General features: G+C 73.4%; 12 protein-coding genes and 1 riboswitch. All 12 genes read right to left on the minus strand.

The annotated features are described in order from the left end of the window. Window positions 1-79: 79 nt before the first annotated feature. A riboswitch (FMN riboswitch) is annotated at window positions 80-210 on the minus strand. Window positions 211-477: 267 nt separating this feature from the next. The 12 genes from ACGFIM_RS09160 to coaBC all read right to left on the minus strand — a co-directional run bounded on the left by ACGFIM_RS09160 (window position 478) and on the right by coaBC (window position 16361). Beyond that, window positions 478-1287 carry an oxygenase MpaB family protein gene (locus ACGFIM_RS09160; protein WP_393197062.1) on the minus strand — a complete coding sequence of 270 codons (810 nt, stop codon included), beginning with the start codon at window positions 1285-1287 and terminating at the stop codon, window positions 478-480. Window positions 1288-1451: 164 nt separating this feature from the next. Beyond that, complete coding sequence (rpe, locus tag ACGFIM_RS09165) at window positions 1452-2114, minus strand: ribulose-phosphate 3-epimerase (RefSeq protein WP_393197065.1); 663 nt, start codon at window positions 2112-2114, stop codon at window positions 1452-1454. 12 nt (window positions 2115-2126) lie between these two features. Continuing rightward, window positions 2127-3143 carry a phosphatase PAP2 family protein gene (locus ACGFIM_RS09170; RefSeq protein ID WP_393197067.1) on the minus strand — a complete coding sequence of 339 codons (1017 nt, stop codon included), beginning with the start codon at window positions 3141-3143 and terminating at the stop codon, window positions 2127-2129. A gap of 172 nt (window positions 3144-3315) precedes the next feature. Beyond that, window positions 3316-4905, minus strand: a complete 1590-nt coding sequence (locus ACGFIM_RS09175) for an RsmB/NOP family class I SAM-dependent RNA methyltransferase (RefSeq protein WP_393197070.1) — start codon at window positions 4903-4905, stop codon at window positions 3316-3318. A 154-nt stretch (window positions 4906-5059) separates the two neighbouring features. After that, complete coding sequence (gene fmt, locus ACGFIM_RS09180; protein WP_393197073.1) at window positions 5060-5986, minus strand: methionyl-tRNA formyltransferase; 927 nt, start codon at window positions 5984-5986, stop codon at window positions 5060-5062. A gap of 4 nt (window positions 5987-5990) precedes the next feature. Continuing rightward, the gene (gene def, locus ACGFIM_RS09185; RefSeq protein WP_393197076.1) at window positions 5991-6539 is read right to left on the minus strand and encodes a peptide deformylase; all 549 of its coding nucleotides are present in this window, start codon (window positions 6537-6539) and stop codon (window positions 5991-5993) included. Between the two features lie 55 nt (window positions 6540-6594). Then, window positions 6595-7938 (minus strand): hypothetical protein, encoded by a 1344-nt coding sequence (locus ACGFIM_RS09190; RefSeq protein WP_393197079.1) that lies wholly within the window; start codon window positions 7936-7938, stop codon window positions 6595-6597. Between the two features lie 37 nt (window positions 7939-7975). Beyond that, window positions 7976-9463 carry a hypothetical protein gene (locus ACGFIM_RS09195; RefSeq protein ID WP_393197082.1) on the minus strand — a complete coding sequence of 496 codons (1488 nt, stop codon included), beginning with the start codon at window positions 9461-9463 and terminating at the stop codon, window positions 7976-7978. Between the two features lie 49 nt (window positions 9464-9512). Beyond that, window positions 9513-11597: a primosomal protein N' gene (locus ACGFIM_RS09200; RefSeq protein WP_393197085.1), complete on the minus strand. Its 2085-nt coding sequence runs from the start codon at window positions 11595-11597 to the stop codon at window positions 9513-9515. 555 nt (window positions 11598-12152) lie between these two features. Beyond that, complete coding sequence (gene metK / locus ACGFIM_RS09205; protein ID WP_393197087.1) at window positions 12153-13340, minus strand: methionine adenosyltransferase; 1188 nt, start codon at window positions 13338-13340, stop codon at window positions 12153-12155. A 128-nt stretch (window positions 13341-13468) separates the two neighbouring features. Beyond that, on the minus strand, window positions 13469-13711 hold the full coding sequence (locus ACGFIM_RS09210; RefSeq protein WP_393197090.1) for a hypothetical protein: 243 nt from the start codon (window positions 13709-13711) through the stop codon (window positions 13469-13471). Between the two features lie 1090 nt (window positions 13712-14801). Further along, window positions 14802-16361 carry a bifunctional phosphopantothenoylcysteine decarboxylase/phosphopantothenate--cysteine ligase CoaBC gene (gene coaBC, locus ACGFIM_RS09215; RefSeq protein WP_393197093.1) on the minus strand — a complete coding sequence of 520 codons (1560 nt, stop codon included), beginning with the start codon at window positions 16359-16361 and terminating at the stop codon, window positions 14802-14804. Window positions 16362-16369 lie beyond the last annotated feature (8 nt).

Genomic DNA, 16369 nt, shown 5'->3' on the forward strand with positions numbered 1-16369 from the left:
CGGCGGGCCCCGGGGGATCTTCTCGCCGGGACGCATGCCATACGTCCTCGGCAGGCGGCCGGTGGGGACACCGGACGCCTCGCGCGCTTCCTCCCATCCGGACTTTAACCGTCGGTCCCGGAGTTCCACCGGGTCAACCGGCCGATGGCATCGGCCGGGTCGCGGACTTTCACCGCCGGTTCGGACTTTCACCGACCCCGGAGCACGCTAGCTCTCTTTCGCTACCAGTCTGCCATGTCCTTCACAAAGCACGCGACCACCCCTCCCCTTTTACCCGAGCGACCGCTTGGTTATGGCGAAAGGGCAGGTCAGGGGATGCGGCGAGGGCGTGTCACCGATATGACGGCGGCGGGCGCCGCGCACCGCAGCAGCCGACGGAGGCAGGTGCGGCGCAGGACCCGACGGCGGCGGGTACGCGGGCCATCGGATCGGCGGCGGCGGGCGCACCCCTCGCCGGATCGGATGGCGGCGTCCGGCTCAGGCGGCCATGAGGCGGCGGGCGCGGCGCGCCGCCGGGCTGTGCAGGACGTGCCCGGGGACCAGCCCGATGCCGGTGTGCAGGGTGCGCAGCGTCGCCGTGGCCCACAGGTCGCCGACCGGCGTGGCGGGCAGGCCGTACAGGCGCCTGGCCCAGCGCGGCAGCGTGGCGAAGGCGAGCAGGGTCAGCGCGGGCATCACCGGCTTGAGCGGCGTCAGCAGCAGCGGAAGCGGGGCGTTCAGCGACATGAGCAGCGGATGGGACGCCTCGGGCACGAACCTCAGGTGCGGGCGCTCGGCCTCGATGTAGTCGCGCAGCTCCGCCACCGACCCGGGCACCTCGTCCGCCCGCAGGCCCACCACCTCGGCGGCCCGCCGCCACTCCGCGACGAACGCGTCCGCCTCGGCGTCCGTCAGCCGCACCCCGGCCCTGCGGGCGACCGACAGGTACGAATCGACCTCGCCCACGTGCACCCAGCGCAGCGCGGCCGGCTCGTCGAGCCGGTACGTCTCGCCGGTGTCCGGGTCGTAGGCGGTGAGGCCGGCGTGAATCTTGCGCACCCGGCGGCCGGCCCGTTCGACCTCCTCATGGGTGCCGTACGTGCGCACGCGCACGAACTCGGTCGTCCGTACGAACCGGGACCACGCCTCGTGCGGGTCCATGAGCGCGGAGTTCTGCAGCACCCCGCGCATCGCCCTGGGGTGCAGACCCTGCATGAGCAGCGCACGGAAGCCGCCTACGAGCAGGATCGGCTCCCCCATCACCCGCCATGTCACCGAGCGGGGCCCGAAGATCCCATAGTCGGTCATAAGTGAATAGTTACCCCGGCGACGGATATTTCATGTCACCCACAACTCCGAACCCCATCGGCGGCGACGCCGGTGGCGGGCGGATGAGGCTCAGAGGAGGGCCCGGCCGACGGCGGGCCGATGAGGCTCAGACGAGAGCCCGGCCGACGCCGGGCATACGGGGCTCAGGAGAGGGCGCGGCCGGCGGCGGCGCGGAGCTTGTCGATCGCCTCCGCCGGGTCGGAGGCGCCGTAGACGGCGCTGCCCGCCACGAACACGTCGGCCCCCGCCTCGGCGCACCGGCCGATCGTGTCCTCGTCGACTCCCCCGTCGACCTGCAGCCACACCCGGCCGCCGTGCCGCGAGACCATCTCGCGCGCCCTGCGCACCTTCGGCAGCACCATCTCGAGGAACTTCTGCCCGCCGAACCCCGGCTCGACGGTCATCAGCAGCAGCATGTCGACCTCGCCGAGCAGGTCTTCGTACGGCTCGACGGGCGTCGCGGGGTTGAGCGCCAGCCCGGCGCGGGCGCCCAGGGACCGGATCTCCCGCAGCGTGCGGATCGGCGCCTTGGCCGCCTCGGCGTGGATGGTCACGCTGCCCGCCCCGGCCTCCGCGTACTGCGGAGCCCAGCGGTCGGGGTCGGCGATCATCAGGTGGCAGTCGAGCGGCGTGTCGGTCGCCTTGCGCAGCGCCTCGACCACGGGCAGCCCGAGCGTCAGGTTGGGCACGAAGTGGTAGTCCATGACGTCGACGTGCAGCCAGTCGGCGTTGGGCACGGCGGCGGCCTCATCGGCGAGCCTGGCGAAGTCGGCGGCGAGGATGCTGGGCGAGATCTGTACGGCCATGATGCGCCAAGTCTAATGACCCCGTCCGTGCTCTCCGCCCACGCCGTCCCGTGCGCCCGCCACCTCCGCGCCGCGCGCCGGCTCCATCAGCCCCAGCCGGATGAACAGCACCGGCGCCCCCAGTTGCACCCACAGCGCCAGCACCGCGTACGCCAGGTAGGTGGAGGCCTCGGCGCCGGGCAGCACTTCGCGCTCGGCGTACCAGATGAGCGCCGCCACCCCCGTGCCGAGCACGCACCGCCCGATCCGCAGCCTGAGCGCGCCACCCGGATCGAACCACCCGATCCGGTACATCACCGACGTCCCCGCCAGCGTGCCGAACAGCACTCCGGACACCAGGAAGACGGTGCGCGTGCTCTCGGGATCGATCGCCCCCGCCGCGCTCCAGGCGGGCGGCACGACCCAGTCCCCGTACGGCAGCGCGGCCAGCGCCGCCGCCACCGGCAGCACCCCGGACGCCGCCAGGGAGAGGCAGAGCTGCGCCCACAGCGCCTGCCGCCGCCACCACGCCGTCGCCGGGCGTTCCAGCCGTACGACGAGCACCAGGACGGCTGCGCCGAACGCCACGCCCACCACGACGTCGGAGATGAAGTGCACACCGAGGTAGATGCGGCTCAGGCACACCAGCGCGACGCCGATCCCCGCCGCCCACCATGCCCACGGCCGCGCCGCCGCCACCGCCAGACGGCCCAGGGCGGCGGTGCCGGTCTGCGCGTGTCCCGACGGCAGCCCGAAGCTCTGCTCGGTCGCGAACGCGTGGATCCCGGGATCTATCCAGTACGGCCTGGGCTGGTGGAAGGCGAGCTTGGCGGTCGCGTTCGTCCCCGCGGCCACCAGCACGGTGAGCCCGAGGCGCAGCGCGAGCGGCGGGTTGACGCACCAGTAGAGGACAGGGAGGACGAGCAGGAAGAACGCGTTCGTGCCGAAGAACGAGATGAGCTCCATGACCGGCCTGACGGCGTCGGGCAGGCGCTGCAGCCAGGCGATGGGCCCGAGCTCCGCCAGGTGCAGATCGTCGAGGAAGTCCACGCCGCCGATCGGATCACACCCCGCCCCCGCACACCACCCTGGTGACCCCCCTGTTCGCCTCGCCGCCCGGACCTCCTGCCCCGCACCGCCGCAGGATCACGTCCCCGCCTGAGCGGGCTCGCACTCCAGGACGCGGCCCCGGCCGGCGGGCGGCCAGGGGGCGTGACGCGAGTCAGGCGGGCCGGGCCGGCCTCTTCCGGAGGAGGGCCAGGAACATGGCGTCGGTGCCGTGCCGGTGCGGCCAGAACTGCACGTGCGGGCCGTCGCCGAGCCCCTCGACCTCGGGCAGGTAGTCGCGGGCGTCGAGCTGCTCGACGTCGTCGCGCCGCGCCAGCAGGTCGCCGACCACGACCCGGGTCTCGGCGAGGTGCGGCGAGCACGTCACGTACGCGACCACGCCCCCGGGCCGCACCGCGTCGAGCGCGGTGGCGAGCAGCCGCCGCTGCAGCTTGCCCAGCTCGGCGATGCCGGCCGGGTCGCGCCGCCATCGCGCCTCGGGCCGCCGCCGCAGTGCCCCGAGCCCGGTGCAGGGCGCGTCGAGCATCACGCGGTCGAACACGCCCGGCCGCCACGCCGGCTCGGTGCCGTCGGCGGTGATCACCGAGGCGTCCTTGGTCGTCTCGCGCACGAGCCTGGCCCGATGCTGCTGCACGTCGGCGGCCAGCAACCGCGCCCCGCCGGGGAAGGCCACGCCCCCGAACGCACTCCGCCCCGCACCATCCGCGTCATCGGCCGCCCCATCGTGCGTCCTGGACGGCTGCTCATCCGTCACAGCGCCCGGGACCGGACCCCGCGCCGCACCGGGCTTCCCGCCCGGCGCGCCGGATCGGGCGCGGGCCTCTTCGGCGAGGCCGGCGAGGTCGCCGTGGGCGGCGATGGCGTCGAGCAGGCCCGCCTTGCCGCCGGGGCCCGCGCACATGTCGAGCCACAGCTCCTCGCCGTCGCCCGCCACGGGCACGCGGGTCAGGGCGAGCGCGACGAGCTGGCTGGCCTCGTCCTGGACCGCGGCGCGGGTCTCGGCGACCGCGTCGATGCCGCCGGGGTCGCCTTCGCGCAGGTACGCCGCGTACGGCGAGTAGCGCCCCGGCAGGGCGCCCGCGGCCTCCAGCTCCTCCACCGACGACCGCCCGGGGCGGGCGACCAGGGTCACCAGCGGGCGGGCGTTGTCGGCCTCGAGAAGCTCGGGCATCTCGCCGGGCGCGCCGAGGGCGTCGCGGAAGGCGGAGACGATCCACCGGGGATGGCCGTAGGCGATGGCGAGGTGACCGACCGGGTCGTCGGCCGGGTCGGGGGCGACGATGGGCAGCCACTCGTCGAGCGTCCTGGAGCCGATCTTGCGCAGCACCGCGTTGACGAACTTCGCGGCTCCCGCGCCGATGCGCAGGCGTACGAGATCGACGGTGGTGCCGACGGCCGCGTGCGGCGGCACGCGCATGCGCAGCAGCTGGTGCGCGCCGATGCGCAGCGCGTCGCGCACGTCGGGGTCGGGCGCGCGGTCGCTGCACACCTCGATGATCGCGTCGTACGTGCCGAGCCCGCGCAGCGTGCCGTAGGCCAGCTCGGTGGCGAGCGCCGCGTCGCGCCCCTTGATGCCGCGCTCGCGCAGCAGGCGCGGCAGCAGCAGGTTGGCGTAGGCGTCGCGCTCGTCGACGGCCCGTACGACGTCGTAGGCGGCGTTGCGGGCCGGATCGCGCGCCGGCCTGCGCGGCTTGCGCGTGCGGTTTCCGCCCGAGCCCGCCCCGTGATGTCCCCTGGTCTTCATGCCCCCGAACCCTCACTGGCGCCGGGCACGCCACTCCGGCGAGCGCCCGGCACAAGGCGCGTGCCCGGCGAAAGACGAGCGCCGCGCGAAGATGGCCGGAACGTTCGCACGTCACCCGAACGGCCCGCCCACCGCGCGGACCGCCCGCTCCGTGTCACTGAAAGGTCTCCTTGCCCTCGAGGCGCACCCCGCGGGCCCACTCCCCCGCCGTCATCAGCCGCTTGCCCTGCGGCTGCACCTCGCCCAGCTCGACCGCGTCGGTGGCGGTGCCGACGAGCACGCGGGCCTTGGTGGCGGCCAGCTCGCCGGGGGCCAGGCGCTCGCCGGGCACCGGGCGCACCGGCCCGATCTTGATGCGCGCACCGCGGAACTCGGTCCACGCCCCGGGGTTGGGCGTGCAGGCGCGGATCAGCCGGTCGACGTGCATGGCGGGCTTGGTCCAGTCGATGCGCGCGTCGGCCACGGTGATCTTGGGTGCGATGGTGACGCCGTCGGCGGGCTGGGGACGCGGCTCGAGCGTGCCGTCCTCGATGCCGTCGAGGGTGGCGGCGAGCAGCCCGGCCCCGGAGACCGCGAGCCGCTCGAGCAGGTCGCCGGTGGTGTCGGTGGGGCGGATCTTCTCGGTGACGACGCCGTAGACGGGCCCGGCGTCGAGCTCCTTGACGATCTGGAACGTGGTGGCCCCGCCGATCTCGTCACCGTGGAGGATGGCGTGCTGGACGGGGGCCGCGCCGCGCCAGGCGGGCAGGATCGAGAAGTGCAGGTTGACCCAGCCGTGCTTGGGGATGTCGAGGGCGCTCTGCGGAAGCAGCGCGCCGTAGGCGACGACGGGGCAGCAGTCGGGCTCCAGCGAGCGCAGCCGGTCGAGGAACTCCGGGTCGCCGGCCTTCTGCGGGCGCAGCACCTCGATGCCCGCCTCCTCCGCGAGCTCGGCGACCGGGGAGGGGCGGACCTTGCGCCCCCGGCCCGACTGCGCGTCGGGGCGGGTGACGACCGCGACGACGTCGTGCCGGGGCGAGTCGATCAGAGTGCGCAGCGACGGGAGCGCCGTCTCGGGTGTGCCCGCGAAGACCAGACGCATGCTCTCAGAGCGCCTTTCCGCGGGTGGCGTGGGGCGAGAACTTGACCACGGGCGCGGCCAGGCCGCTCCACTCGGCCTCGCGCACCGCCTTCATGGCGAGCTTGCGCTGCTGGGGGTCCATGCGGTCGATGAACAGGATGCCGTCGAGGTGGTCGGTCTCGTGCTGGAAGCAGCGGGCCATCATGTCGGTGCCCTCGAGCACGACGGGCTCGCCGTACATGTTGAAGCCCTTGGCGACGGCGCGCACCGCCCGCGGGGTGGGGAACGACAGGCCGGGGAAGGACAGGCAGCCCTCCTCGCCCTCCTCGTCGATCTCGCTCGACAGGTCGAGGTCGGGGTTGACGAGGTGGCCGAGCTGCTCGTCGACGTAGTAGGTGAACACCCGCAGCCCCACGCCGATCTGGGGGGCGGCGAGGCCCGCGCCCGGGGCGTCCATCATCGTGTCGGTCAGGTCTTTGACCAGCTTGCGCAGCTCCTTGTCGAAGTCGACGACCGGGGCCGCCGGGGTGCGCAGCACCGGATCTCCGAACAGCCTGATGGGCTGGATCGCCAAGGGGGTCACTCCGTTCTCATGCGTGGATCAGCCCAGTTTAGTGCAGGCGACGGCGTCACCGGTGGCCGTGCGCCCTGGCGTGCTCCAGCGTGCGGGCCTTCAGCGCGGCCTTGCGCGCCGCCTTGACCACGGCGGGGTCGTCGTGGGCGGAGGCCAGCATGTCGAGCACGGCGACGGTGTCGGGGTGCTCGATGCCGGGCATGTCGCCGATGAGCTTGATCAGGTCTTCGCCTGGCTCGGGCAGGTCGATGCGGCCGGCGGCGGGCCCCGACAGGTGCATGAGGGCGGCCAGCGAGTCGACGGCGAGCCAGGTGTGGTCCTCGGGGCTGAGCGCGGGGGCGGGCAGGTCGCGGATGTGCAGCCAGGAGGCGGCGTGGCGGCGCATGAGCGGCTGCCGCAGCGCCTCCCTGACGGGCGCCTCTGCCTCGGGGCCCAGCTCCTCCAGGATGGCTCCGACGGCGCCGCGCTGCCCGGCCGTGCCGGTCGCGGCGATCTCGACGAGGTCGCGGGCGGCCGACTCGGGCGAGCGGCGCTCCAGCCACCCGGCCACCGCGCTCTGCGTGGCGCTGCCCTTGACCAGCGCCTCGACGAGCTCGGCCGCCGACAGGTCGGCGAACACCTCCACCTCCGCCATGGTGGGCGCGTCGTGGCCCTCGCGCAGCAGGTCGCGGCGGATGGCCCACACGCCGAGCGGGGTCAGCGCGGTACGGCCCGCGGGGGTCTGCTCGACGAGCCCGCAGTACGCCAGCAGCGACAGCGCCTCCAGCAGCTCGCCGGGCAGGGAGGCGGCGAGCTTGCGCATCTCGATGGGGCCGGGCGCGCAGGCGACCTCGTGCGACTGCAGGATGCCGCGGGCCAGGTTGGCGGTGGCGACGCCCGAGCGTACGGAGTAGATGGTCGCGAGCATCTCGGCCAGGTGGCCGTCGACCACGGCGGAGCCGGTCAGGCCGTCGTCGGCGCGGTCGAGCACGTCCATGACCACGCCGTCCCAGAACTCCAGCGTGGCCTCGACCGACAGCTGCATCGACAGCGGCCCGCGGCCGGCCTTGCCGCCGAGGATGCGCAGCAGGCCGGTGTTGACGGCGACGACCCAGATCAGGGGCACGCGGGAGACGGGAACGCCGAGGTGGGCCGCGGCGGCCTCGGCGTCGGCCGGGCTGAGGTGGCCGTCGGGGCCGACCTCGCGGGTGCCCGTCCAGTGGGTGAGCCGGATGGCGTCGGCCACCAGCGGCACCGCAGGCACCGCGGCGGCCAGCTCGGCGTCCGGCGCCGTCAGGACCGGCGGGAACGTCAGGGCCTCGCGCTCCTCCGGTGTCTCCTCAGGGGGCCGTGGAGGCACGGCGGCCTGCTCATCGATCAGCTTGCGCAGCTCGGCGAGGTCGAAGACGTTGTTTGCCACCCACGAAACTTACTGCACACCGGTCACATGAGCGTACTCAACGGATCGCCCGCGACCGGGCCTTGAACGCGGCCTTGCGCGCGGCCTTGGCGACCGTGCCGTCGGGGATGGAACGTCCGAGGAGCTCCAGCACCTCGACCACGTCGGGGTGATCGACCCGCCACATCTCCTCGATGAGGTGGGCGGGCGGTCCCGACGCGGCCATGTTCTCGGCGAAGATCTCGGGATCCTCCTCGGCGGCGGGCATGGCGAGCGCCAGCATGTCGACGCTGACCCACAGCAGCTCGTCCTGCGTCAAGGGCGGCGCGGACAGCTTCCTCGCGGCGAGCCAGTGTATGGCGTGCGGGCGCAGCTCCGGGTCGTCGAGGTAGCCGCGTACGGCGGATTCGGCCTCGGGGCCGAGCCGGTCGACGATGGTGATGGCGATGCCGCGCGCCACGGCGGGCGCGCCGGATGCGGCGGCGAGCAGCTCGGCGGCGGCCTCCGCGGGCTCGCGGCCGGCCAGCCAGCGTTCGATGTCGGTCTCGGCCACCTCCGTGGGCACGCCTTCGAGCAGTCCTTCGATGAGGCCGTGCGCGTCGGCCTCGGCGAGGTCGGGCGCCTCGGGGGCCTCGACGCCCATGGACAGGTAGTGCTCACGCAGCGCCCAGACGCCGGCGGGGGTCAGCTCGGCGGTGTCGCCGGTGACGCGCAGCAGGCCCGTCCACTCCAGCCGGGCGAGCACGGCCCGCAGGTCGATCTCGCCGTCGGCGTCGATCTCGTCGATGTGGTCGCCGATCACCGTGACGGGCACGCGCGTCTGGAGCCGGTAGAGCATGTCGAACAGCTCGTACAGGCTCTCGTCGAGCTCGGCGTGGCCGGTGACGGCGCCGCCGGTGTCGTGGTCGAGCAGGTCGGCGACGCGCCGCGCCCACTCCTGCAGCGGGTCGCCGTCGCCGGGCAGCGGCCGCTCGGCCAGCATGGGGATGCTCTCCAGCGCCGCGCGCAGTTCATCGGGCCCGGCCAGGCGTACGGCGGGCAGCGGCGTGCAGGCCGGGCAGTCGCAGGGCGCCTCGTCCAGGTCTCCCAGGTCGGGCATGTCGGACAGCTCGCCTGCGGGGATGGCGATCGACTGCTCGAGCGATTCCGGACCGATGGAGCTGAACAGGCTCTTGGCCATGCCGAAGTTCGCCGGGTCGGCGAGCGCCTCGGGCATGCGGGGCTCGATGTCGTCGAGCCGGGCGCGCATGGCCTGCGCGGTCTCCGCGCTCACGTGGCCGGCCTCGGTGAGGTAGTCGACGAGCGTGCGGGCGGCGGCGATGGTCTCGGGTGCGCTCTCCGGCGGTGCGATGACCTTGCGCGGGTAGATGGACAGCAGCAGCTCGTCGAAGGTCTCGGGAGTGAAGTCGCGAAGTTCGTTGACGTTGAGGTAGTCGCTGGCGTAGTCGCAGAGCAGGCGGACCTCGTCCGCGTCCACTTCGACGTCCCGCGCGCGCCCCCAAGCACGCAGGTCGTCGATGGCCTGGTTCACCCATTCGATCGACACATGGGCACGCTAACGGCTGGCCAACGGATGAGCGAATCGGGGAAACGGGCTAAATCAGGTCGAGGGGGTCGACACACACCCTCACGACATCCGGCGTCTTGCGTGCCGCGCGTACTCCCCCGGCGGCTTTGAGCGCGGCCGACAGCGCGGCGCCCTCCGGCCTGGGCACTCTGATCATGGCGCGTTCCTGGCCGTCGCCGGCCACCGGGACGGGGCCGAGCACCTGCGCGTCGGCCGGCAGGCGGGCCTCGTCCAGCATCTGCCTGACCGCGCCGGCCGGACCCGTGAGCGTGGCCATCCGCACCGCGGGCGGGAAGCCCAGCTCGGCCCGGTCGGCCAGCTCGCGCTCTGCGAAGGTGATCGGATCCCAGCGCAGCAGCGCCTGGACGGCGGGCAGCGCCGCGTCCGCGAGCACCACCAGCTCGGCCCCTGGGCGCAGCAGCGCGGCGGCGTTCATCCAGCGGCGCACGGTCTCCTCGCCGGCCCGCAGGTCGGCCCGGCCGAGCAGGGCCCAGCCGTCGAGCAGCACCGCGGCGGCGTATCCGTCCTCGGCCACCGGCTCCGCCCCCGGGGTGGCGACGACGAGCGCGCGGGCGGCGGGCACCGAGGCCAGCACGCCGTCGCGGCCCGAGGTGCGCACCGGCACGGAGGGGAACGCCCTGCCCAGCTCCTCGGCCGTACGCCGAGCGCCGGTGACCACCGCGCGCAGCCTGGGACTGCCGCAGGACGGGCAGCGCCACGAGGCGTCCACGCGGCCGCACCAGCGGCAGTACGGCGCCGCGTGCCCGCTGCGCAGCGCGAGCGGCCCGTGGCACAGCGGCCCCTCGGCGGCCTCCATCGTGAGGGTGTCGCCGGGGGCGCTCTTGGTGGGCGGCAGGACACAGCGGGCCGGGGCGCGGCAGTGGCGGCAGGCCAGCGCGGGCAGGTAGCCGCGCCTGGGCACCTGGACCAGCACCGGGCCGTCGTCCAGGCCGTGGCGCAGGGCCCGCCAGGCGATGCTGGGCAGGCGGGCCTGCCTGGCGGCCTGATCCTTGGCCAGCTCGGCGTCCTCACCCGCCGGGCGCACGCGCGGGGCGAGGCTCCTGATCGTCGTGCGGGCGGCCGTGATCGGCCTGGCCCAGCCGCTCGCGACGAGCTGGGTGGCCTCGGCGGTACGCGCGTAGCCGCCGATGAGCATGCCCGCGCCCGCCCTGTGGGCGCGCAGCCCGAGCACCTCGCGGGCGTGCGGGTAGGGGGCGAGGCGTTCGGCGTGCAGGTCGTCGCCGTCGTCCCAGATCGCCACCAGGCCGAGATCGGCGACCGGCGCGAACATCGCCGCCCTGGTGCCGACCACCGCCTTGACCTCGCCTCTGAGCAGCCGCAGCCACCTGCGGTAGCGCTCGGCGGGGCCCAGGTCGGCGGTGAGCGCCACATGGGCTCCCGGGCCGAGCACCCGCAGGAACGCGGTGTCGGCCAGCGCCACGTCCTTGCCGTCGGGGACGACGACGACCGCTCCCCTGCCGCCGTCCAGCGTCGCGCGCACCGCCTCGGCGACGGGACCGGCCCAGCCTTTCGCGCCGGGCAGCGCCTGCCAGACGGCCCGGGGCGCGCGGCCGTCGCGCAGGGCGGCGAGGAAGGAGGGGCCCGCAGGGTAGGCGTCCCAGGCGCTCGGCGACGGCGCGGGCGGGCGCTCCTGTGGCGGGACGGGCTTGGGCGTCTCCGCCTCCGCCCTGGCGTGCCGGGGCGGGACCGCGAGGCGCAGCACGTCGGTGAGGGTGCCGGCGTACCGGTCGGCCACGGCCCTGGCCAGGCCGGCGATCTCCGGGGTGAGGACGCGCTCCGGGGAGACGACGCGTTCGAGCGGGGTGAGCCTGCCCTCGTGGTCGCTCTCCTGGACGCGGTCGAGGAGGAAGCCGTCCACGAGCTTGCCCGCGAACCGCACCCGCACCCGCACGCCCGGCTCGGCCGTCTCATGCAGCCGGTCGGGAACGAGGTAGTCGAAGGGGCGGTCGAGATGCGGCAGCGGGCTGTCGACCACCACCTTGGCCACGGGCTTCTCCGGGGCCGGGAGCACCGCCCCCTTGGTGTCCTTCTCGGACGCCGGGGGCCGCACGGCTTCGAGCGGCAGGAGGGCGTCGTCGGAGGAGTCGGTCACGAACAACGTCTACCAGACCCCCGCCTCCGCCATCGCCCATGACGATCCCACCGGCACACCATCACGCCACCCGCCGCACGTACGACACCGGACATCCCCACCGCATCCGGCCGGCCGCCATCCCGCGCACCACGCCACCGAAGACGCCTCACCCCACCGCGCCACATCACCGTGGACCGACGTCACCTCACCCACTCCGCACCGCAAACGGACCTCAACCCGCCACTTCAGGCGCCGCAGACGGACCCCGCGCCACCACTTCACGCCACAGACGGACCGCGCCCCGCCACGCCACACCGGAGACGGACCGCGGCCCTACCACACCACCGCAGGCAGACCTCGCCCCACTGGCACCATCGCGCGGGCAGACCTCACCTCTTACCCACGCCACGCCGAAGCAGCCGAGGGGCGGCGTGCGGTGGATCCCGCCGTCACCCCTCGGCGATGGACGCGAAGACACCGATCGGTGCCGCCCGCCCGCGAAAGCGGACAGACGGCACCGATCGGGATGCTGTGTGCGACGGCCGACGAGGGGCCGTCCCGTCACGCGGAGATTCAGAAACCGGCGGCGGTCCTCAGGGCCTCGGCGCGGTCGGTGGACTCCCAGGAGAAGCCCTCACGGCCGAAGTGCCCGTAGGCGGCGGTCTCGGAGTAGATCGGACGCAGCAGGTCGAGGTCGCGGATGATGGCGGCGGGACGCAGGTCGAAGACCTGGAGCACGGCCTCCTGGATCTTCTCGACCGGCAGCTTCTCGGTGCCGAAGCACTCGACGAACAGGCCGACCGGCTTGGCCTTGCCGATCGCGTACGCCACCTGGACCTCGCACCGGTCGGCCAGCCCGGCGGCCACGACGTTCTTGGCGACCCAGCGCATGGCGTAGGCGGCGGAACGGTCGACCTTGGACGGGTCCTTGCCGGAGAACGCACCGCCACCGTGGCGGGCCATGCCGCCGTAGGTGTCGATGATGATCTTCCGGCCGGTGAGGCCCGCGTCGCCCATCGGACCGCCGATCTCGAAGCGGCCCGTCGGGTTGACCAGCAGGCGGTAGCCCTCGGTCTCGATGTCGAGGTCGGCGAGCACGGGGTCGACCACGTGCTCCTTGATGTCGGGGGTCAGCATCTCCTGCAGGTCGATCTCGGCGGCGTGCTGCGTGGAGACGACCACGGTGTCGAGGCGGACCGGCGTGTCGCCGTCGTACTCGATGGTGACCTGCGTCTTGCCGTCGGGGCGCAGGTAGGGCACGGTGCCGGTCTTGCGCACCTGGGCGAGGCGCTGCGCGAGCCGGTGAGCGAGCGTGATCGGCAGCGGCATCAGCTCGGGGGTCTCACGGCAGGCATAACCGAACATGAGGCCCTGGTCGCCGGCGCCCTGACGGTCGAGCTCGTCGCCCTCGCCGGCGACGCGGAGCTCGTACGCCTCATCGACGCCCTGCGCGATGTCGGGCGACTGCGCGCCGATCGACACCGACACGCCGCACGAGGCGCCATCGAAGCCCTTGTGGGAGGCGTCGTAACCGATCTCCAGGATCTTCTCCCGGATGACGCCCGGAATGTCGACGTAGGTCTCAGTCGTCACCTCGCCTGCGACGTGGACCTGGCCGGTAGTGATCAGCGTCTCGACCGCGACCCGGCTCTTGGGGTCGTCCTTGAGCATGGCGTCGAGAATCGCGTCACTGATTTGGTCGGCGATCTTGTCCGGGTGGCCTTCGGTGACCGACTCGGAGGTGAACAGGCGACGTGACAACTCAGTGGCTCCTCATGCAGCGGCTGCTGACGGATGTAAGGCCCGGAGCCGAAGGGCATGGCCGGGCCTCGCCGAAGTCTAGCCCTACCATGCGCCCCGCGGCGAAACCGTCCACCATCTGTCTCCTATCAGAGTTCGGGCAAAGGGTCGGGCGGCAGCAGCTCGGGCGCGAAAATCTCGGCGTCCGCGGCCGACACGACCGCCGCGTACTCCTCATCGAACTCGAAGACCATCGAGCCGAGCTCGAGCGCGTTGCCGGGCAGAATCGGACCCAGCCGGGTGCGCCGCGGAAACTCCGCGAACACCGACACCGGCCGATCGGTCCGCAGCGTCCTCGTCGCCAGCACGGAAATGGCCGTACGCGTGACCACGATCAGGAAATGTCCCGTTCCCGCCGGCCCCGAGGATAAGGCGGGGAAGAGGTAGTGAATCTCTTCTTGGTCACCGAGCAACGTTCTACAACGGTCTCTTACAGCAGAACCCACCGGCATTCCATCCCCCTTTGCCCCAAGTATCCGCAGGCGTGCGGGGGTATTGCAACGGGTGATCGAGTAGTGGGATTTGTACTCTTTGTACGCCCAACGCTCCTGGAATCCCTTTACCTCTTTGGAACGCCCCACTGTCGCGTCCGTACAGCGGCCTGCCCGCAGGCGACCACCCGGCTTCGGAAAGCCAAGAACGCGCTCGACCTCGCAACGAGCCCGAACCGACCCTCACCCGAGCCACGGCTCGACCACACGGCGGGCGCGAGCCGACCTTCGCGCGGGCCACGTACGAACGCGAGGGGCCCCACGCGAACAACATCCGAACGGGAGGCGAGCACGAACCGCCCCTTGCGCGAGCCACCCCGAACGCACGGCCAGCACGAACCGACCCCCACTCGAGCAGCATCCAAGCGCGAGGCGAGTACGAACCACCCCCTACGGGCCACGCACGAAACGCGCGGCGGCGTGCGGCGAGCCACGCACGAGCGCGAGGCGAGCGCGAACCGATCCCCCGCGAGCCACGCACGAGCGCGAGGCGACCGGCTCTCTCTATTGCCGCGGCCGAGGCGCCGGTGCCTGCCCCCGCTCCCCCATCGGGACCGCGCCTACTCCGCCCCCGTCAGTGCCGCGCGCTGCACCCGCCTTGAGCGAGCCTCCGCACTCAGGTGCACGGCGTTCAGGGGCTCGGAGCGCTCCATGCCCGCACGGCGATTGAGCCGACAGACCCTTCGGCAGGATCGTCGGCCAGCCCCGGCCGAATCAGTGACCAGCCCCAGCCGAATCAGTGACCAGCCCCAGCCGGATCAGTGACCGGCCCCAGCCGGATCTGCGACCGGCCTTCAGGATCAGTGAGCGGCCCGAGCGGGTCAGTGACGGGCCCGAGTCGGATCATCGGCCGGTCTCAGGCAGGATCATCGAAAGGGCCCGGTGCCTGCGACGCTCAAGCCCGCTTCATCGCGGGACTCGGGGCCTGGGCTCAGGAGAGGCGGGCGGCGACCAGGTCCCAGACGGTGTCGGCCAGGTCTTCCTTGGGCCCGAACGGCACCTCGACCGATTCCCCGCCGGCCACCAGGATCGTCGCGGCGTTGTCGGCCGTACCGAAGGCCAGGCCCTCGCCGACCTGATTGACGACCAGCAGGTCGCAGCCCTTGCGGGCGAGCTTGGCCTGCCCGTTGGCGAGCACGTCGTTCGTCTCGGCGGCGAATCCGACGATCACCCGCGGCCCGCTACCGGCGACTTTTTCCTCCGCGTGCCGCCCGGGCGTGTCGCCTCCGGCCGGCTCAGCGGGGCCGCCGCCCAGGGCGGGAGCGCTCCCCTCGTCGGGCACGCCGGGAAGGTCCGCGCGGGCGGAAACCGCCGCCTCCGCCGCAACGGAAGACCCGGAACCGGCAGGCGCCCCTGACTGGGCCGACGCCCCGGCCGCAGCAGGCGACCCGACGCCGGCGGACGACCCGACGCCGGCCGACGATGCAGCGTCAGCAGGCGATGCGGACCCCGCAGACACCCCGGCCCCGGCGGACGCTACAGCGCCGGCGGACGATGCGGCCCCTGCGGACGGTGCCGCGTCATTCAGCGAGCCGGTGGGCTTCCCTGCTCGCGCCCGCCGCCAGCGTTCGCCCAGCTCGGCGAGGATGTCGGGGTTCTTGACCAGGTGGATGGCCTCGGGCTCGCCATCCGTCTTCTTGATCTTGGTGTCGTGCCGCTCCGCGGGCCGGAAGTCGGCGACCGCGGCGGCCATCACCACCACGTCGGCGTCCGCGGAGGCCGCGAGCACGGCCTCGCGCAGCTCGGACGCCGACTCCACGCGTACGACGGTGGCCCCCGCGGGGTCGGGCAGCGTCACGTTGGCCGCCACGACCGTCACCTCGGCCCCGCGGGCGACCGCCGTGCGGGCGAGCGCGTAGCCCTGACGCCCGGACGAGCGGTTGCCGATGAAGCGGACCGGGTCGATGGCCTCGCGGGTGCCGCCGGCGGAGACGACGACCTTGCGCCCTGCCAGGTCGAGGGGCCGCCCCCGGGCGACGCGCAGGCAGACCTCGAAGATCTCGGCGGGGTCGGGCAGCCGTCCTGGGCCCATGTCGGCGCCGGTGAGCCGGCCGACGGCCGGGTCGATCACGATGGCGCCCCGCGAACGCAGCGTCGCGACGTTGGCGCGCGTGGCCGGGTGCTGCCACATCTCGGTGTGCATCGCGGGCGCGAACACGACCGGGCAGGTGGCCGTCAGCAGCGTGTTGGTCAGCAGGTCGCCGGCCAGCCCGTGGGCGGCCTTCGCCAGCACGTCGGCGGTGGCGGGTGCGACCACGACGAGATCGGCGCTCTTGCCGATGCGTACGTGGGGCACCTCGTGAACGTCGTCCCACACCTCGGCCGAGACGGGATTGCCCGACAGGGCGGCCCAGGTGGGCGCGCCCACGAACTTGAGCGCCTCGCGGGTCGGGACGACCCGCACCTCGTGTCCGGACTCGGTGAACAGACGCAGCAGCTCACACGCCTTGTACGCGGCGATGCCGCCGCTGACGCCCAGGACGACCTTCATCGAAGGGG

This window comes from Nonomuraea sp. NPDC049309 (assembly GCF_043196965.1).
GTDB classification, from domain to species: Bacteria; Actinomycetota; Actinomycetes; order Streptosporangiales; family Streptosporangiaceae; genus Nonomuraea; species Nonomuraea fastidiosa.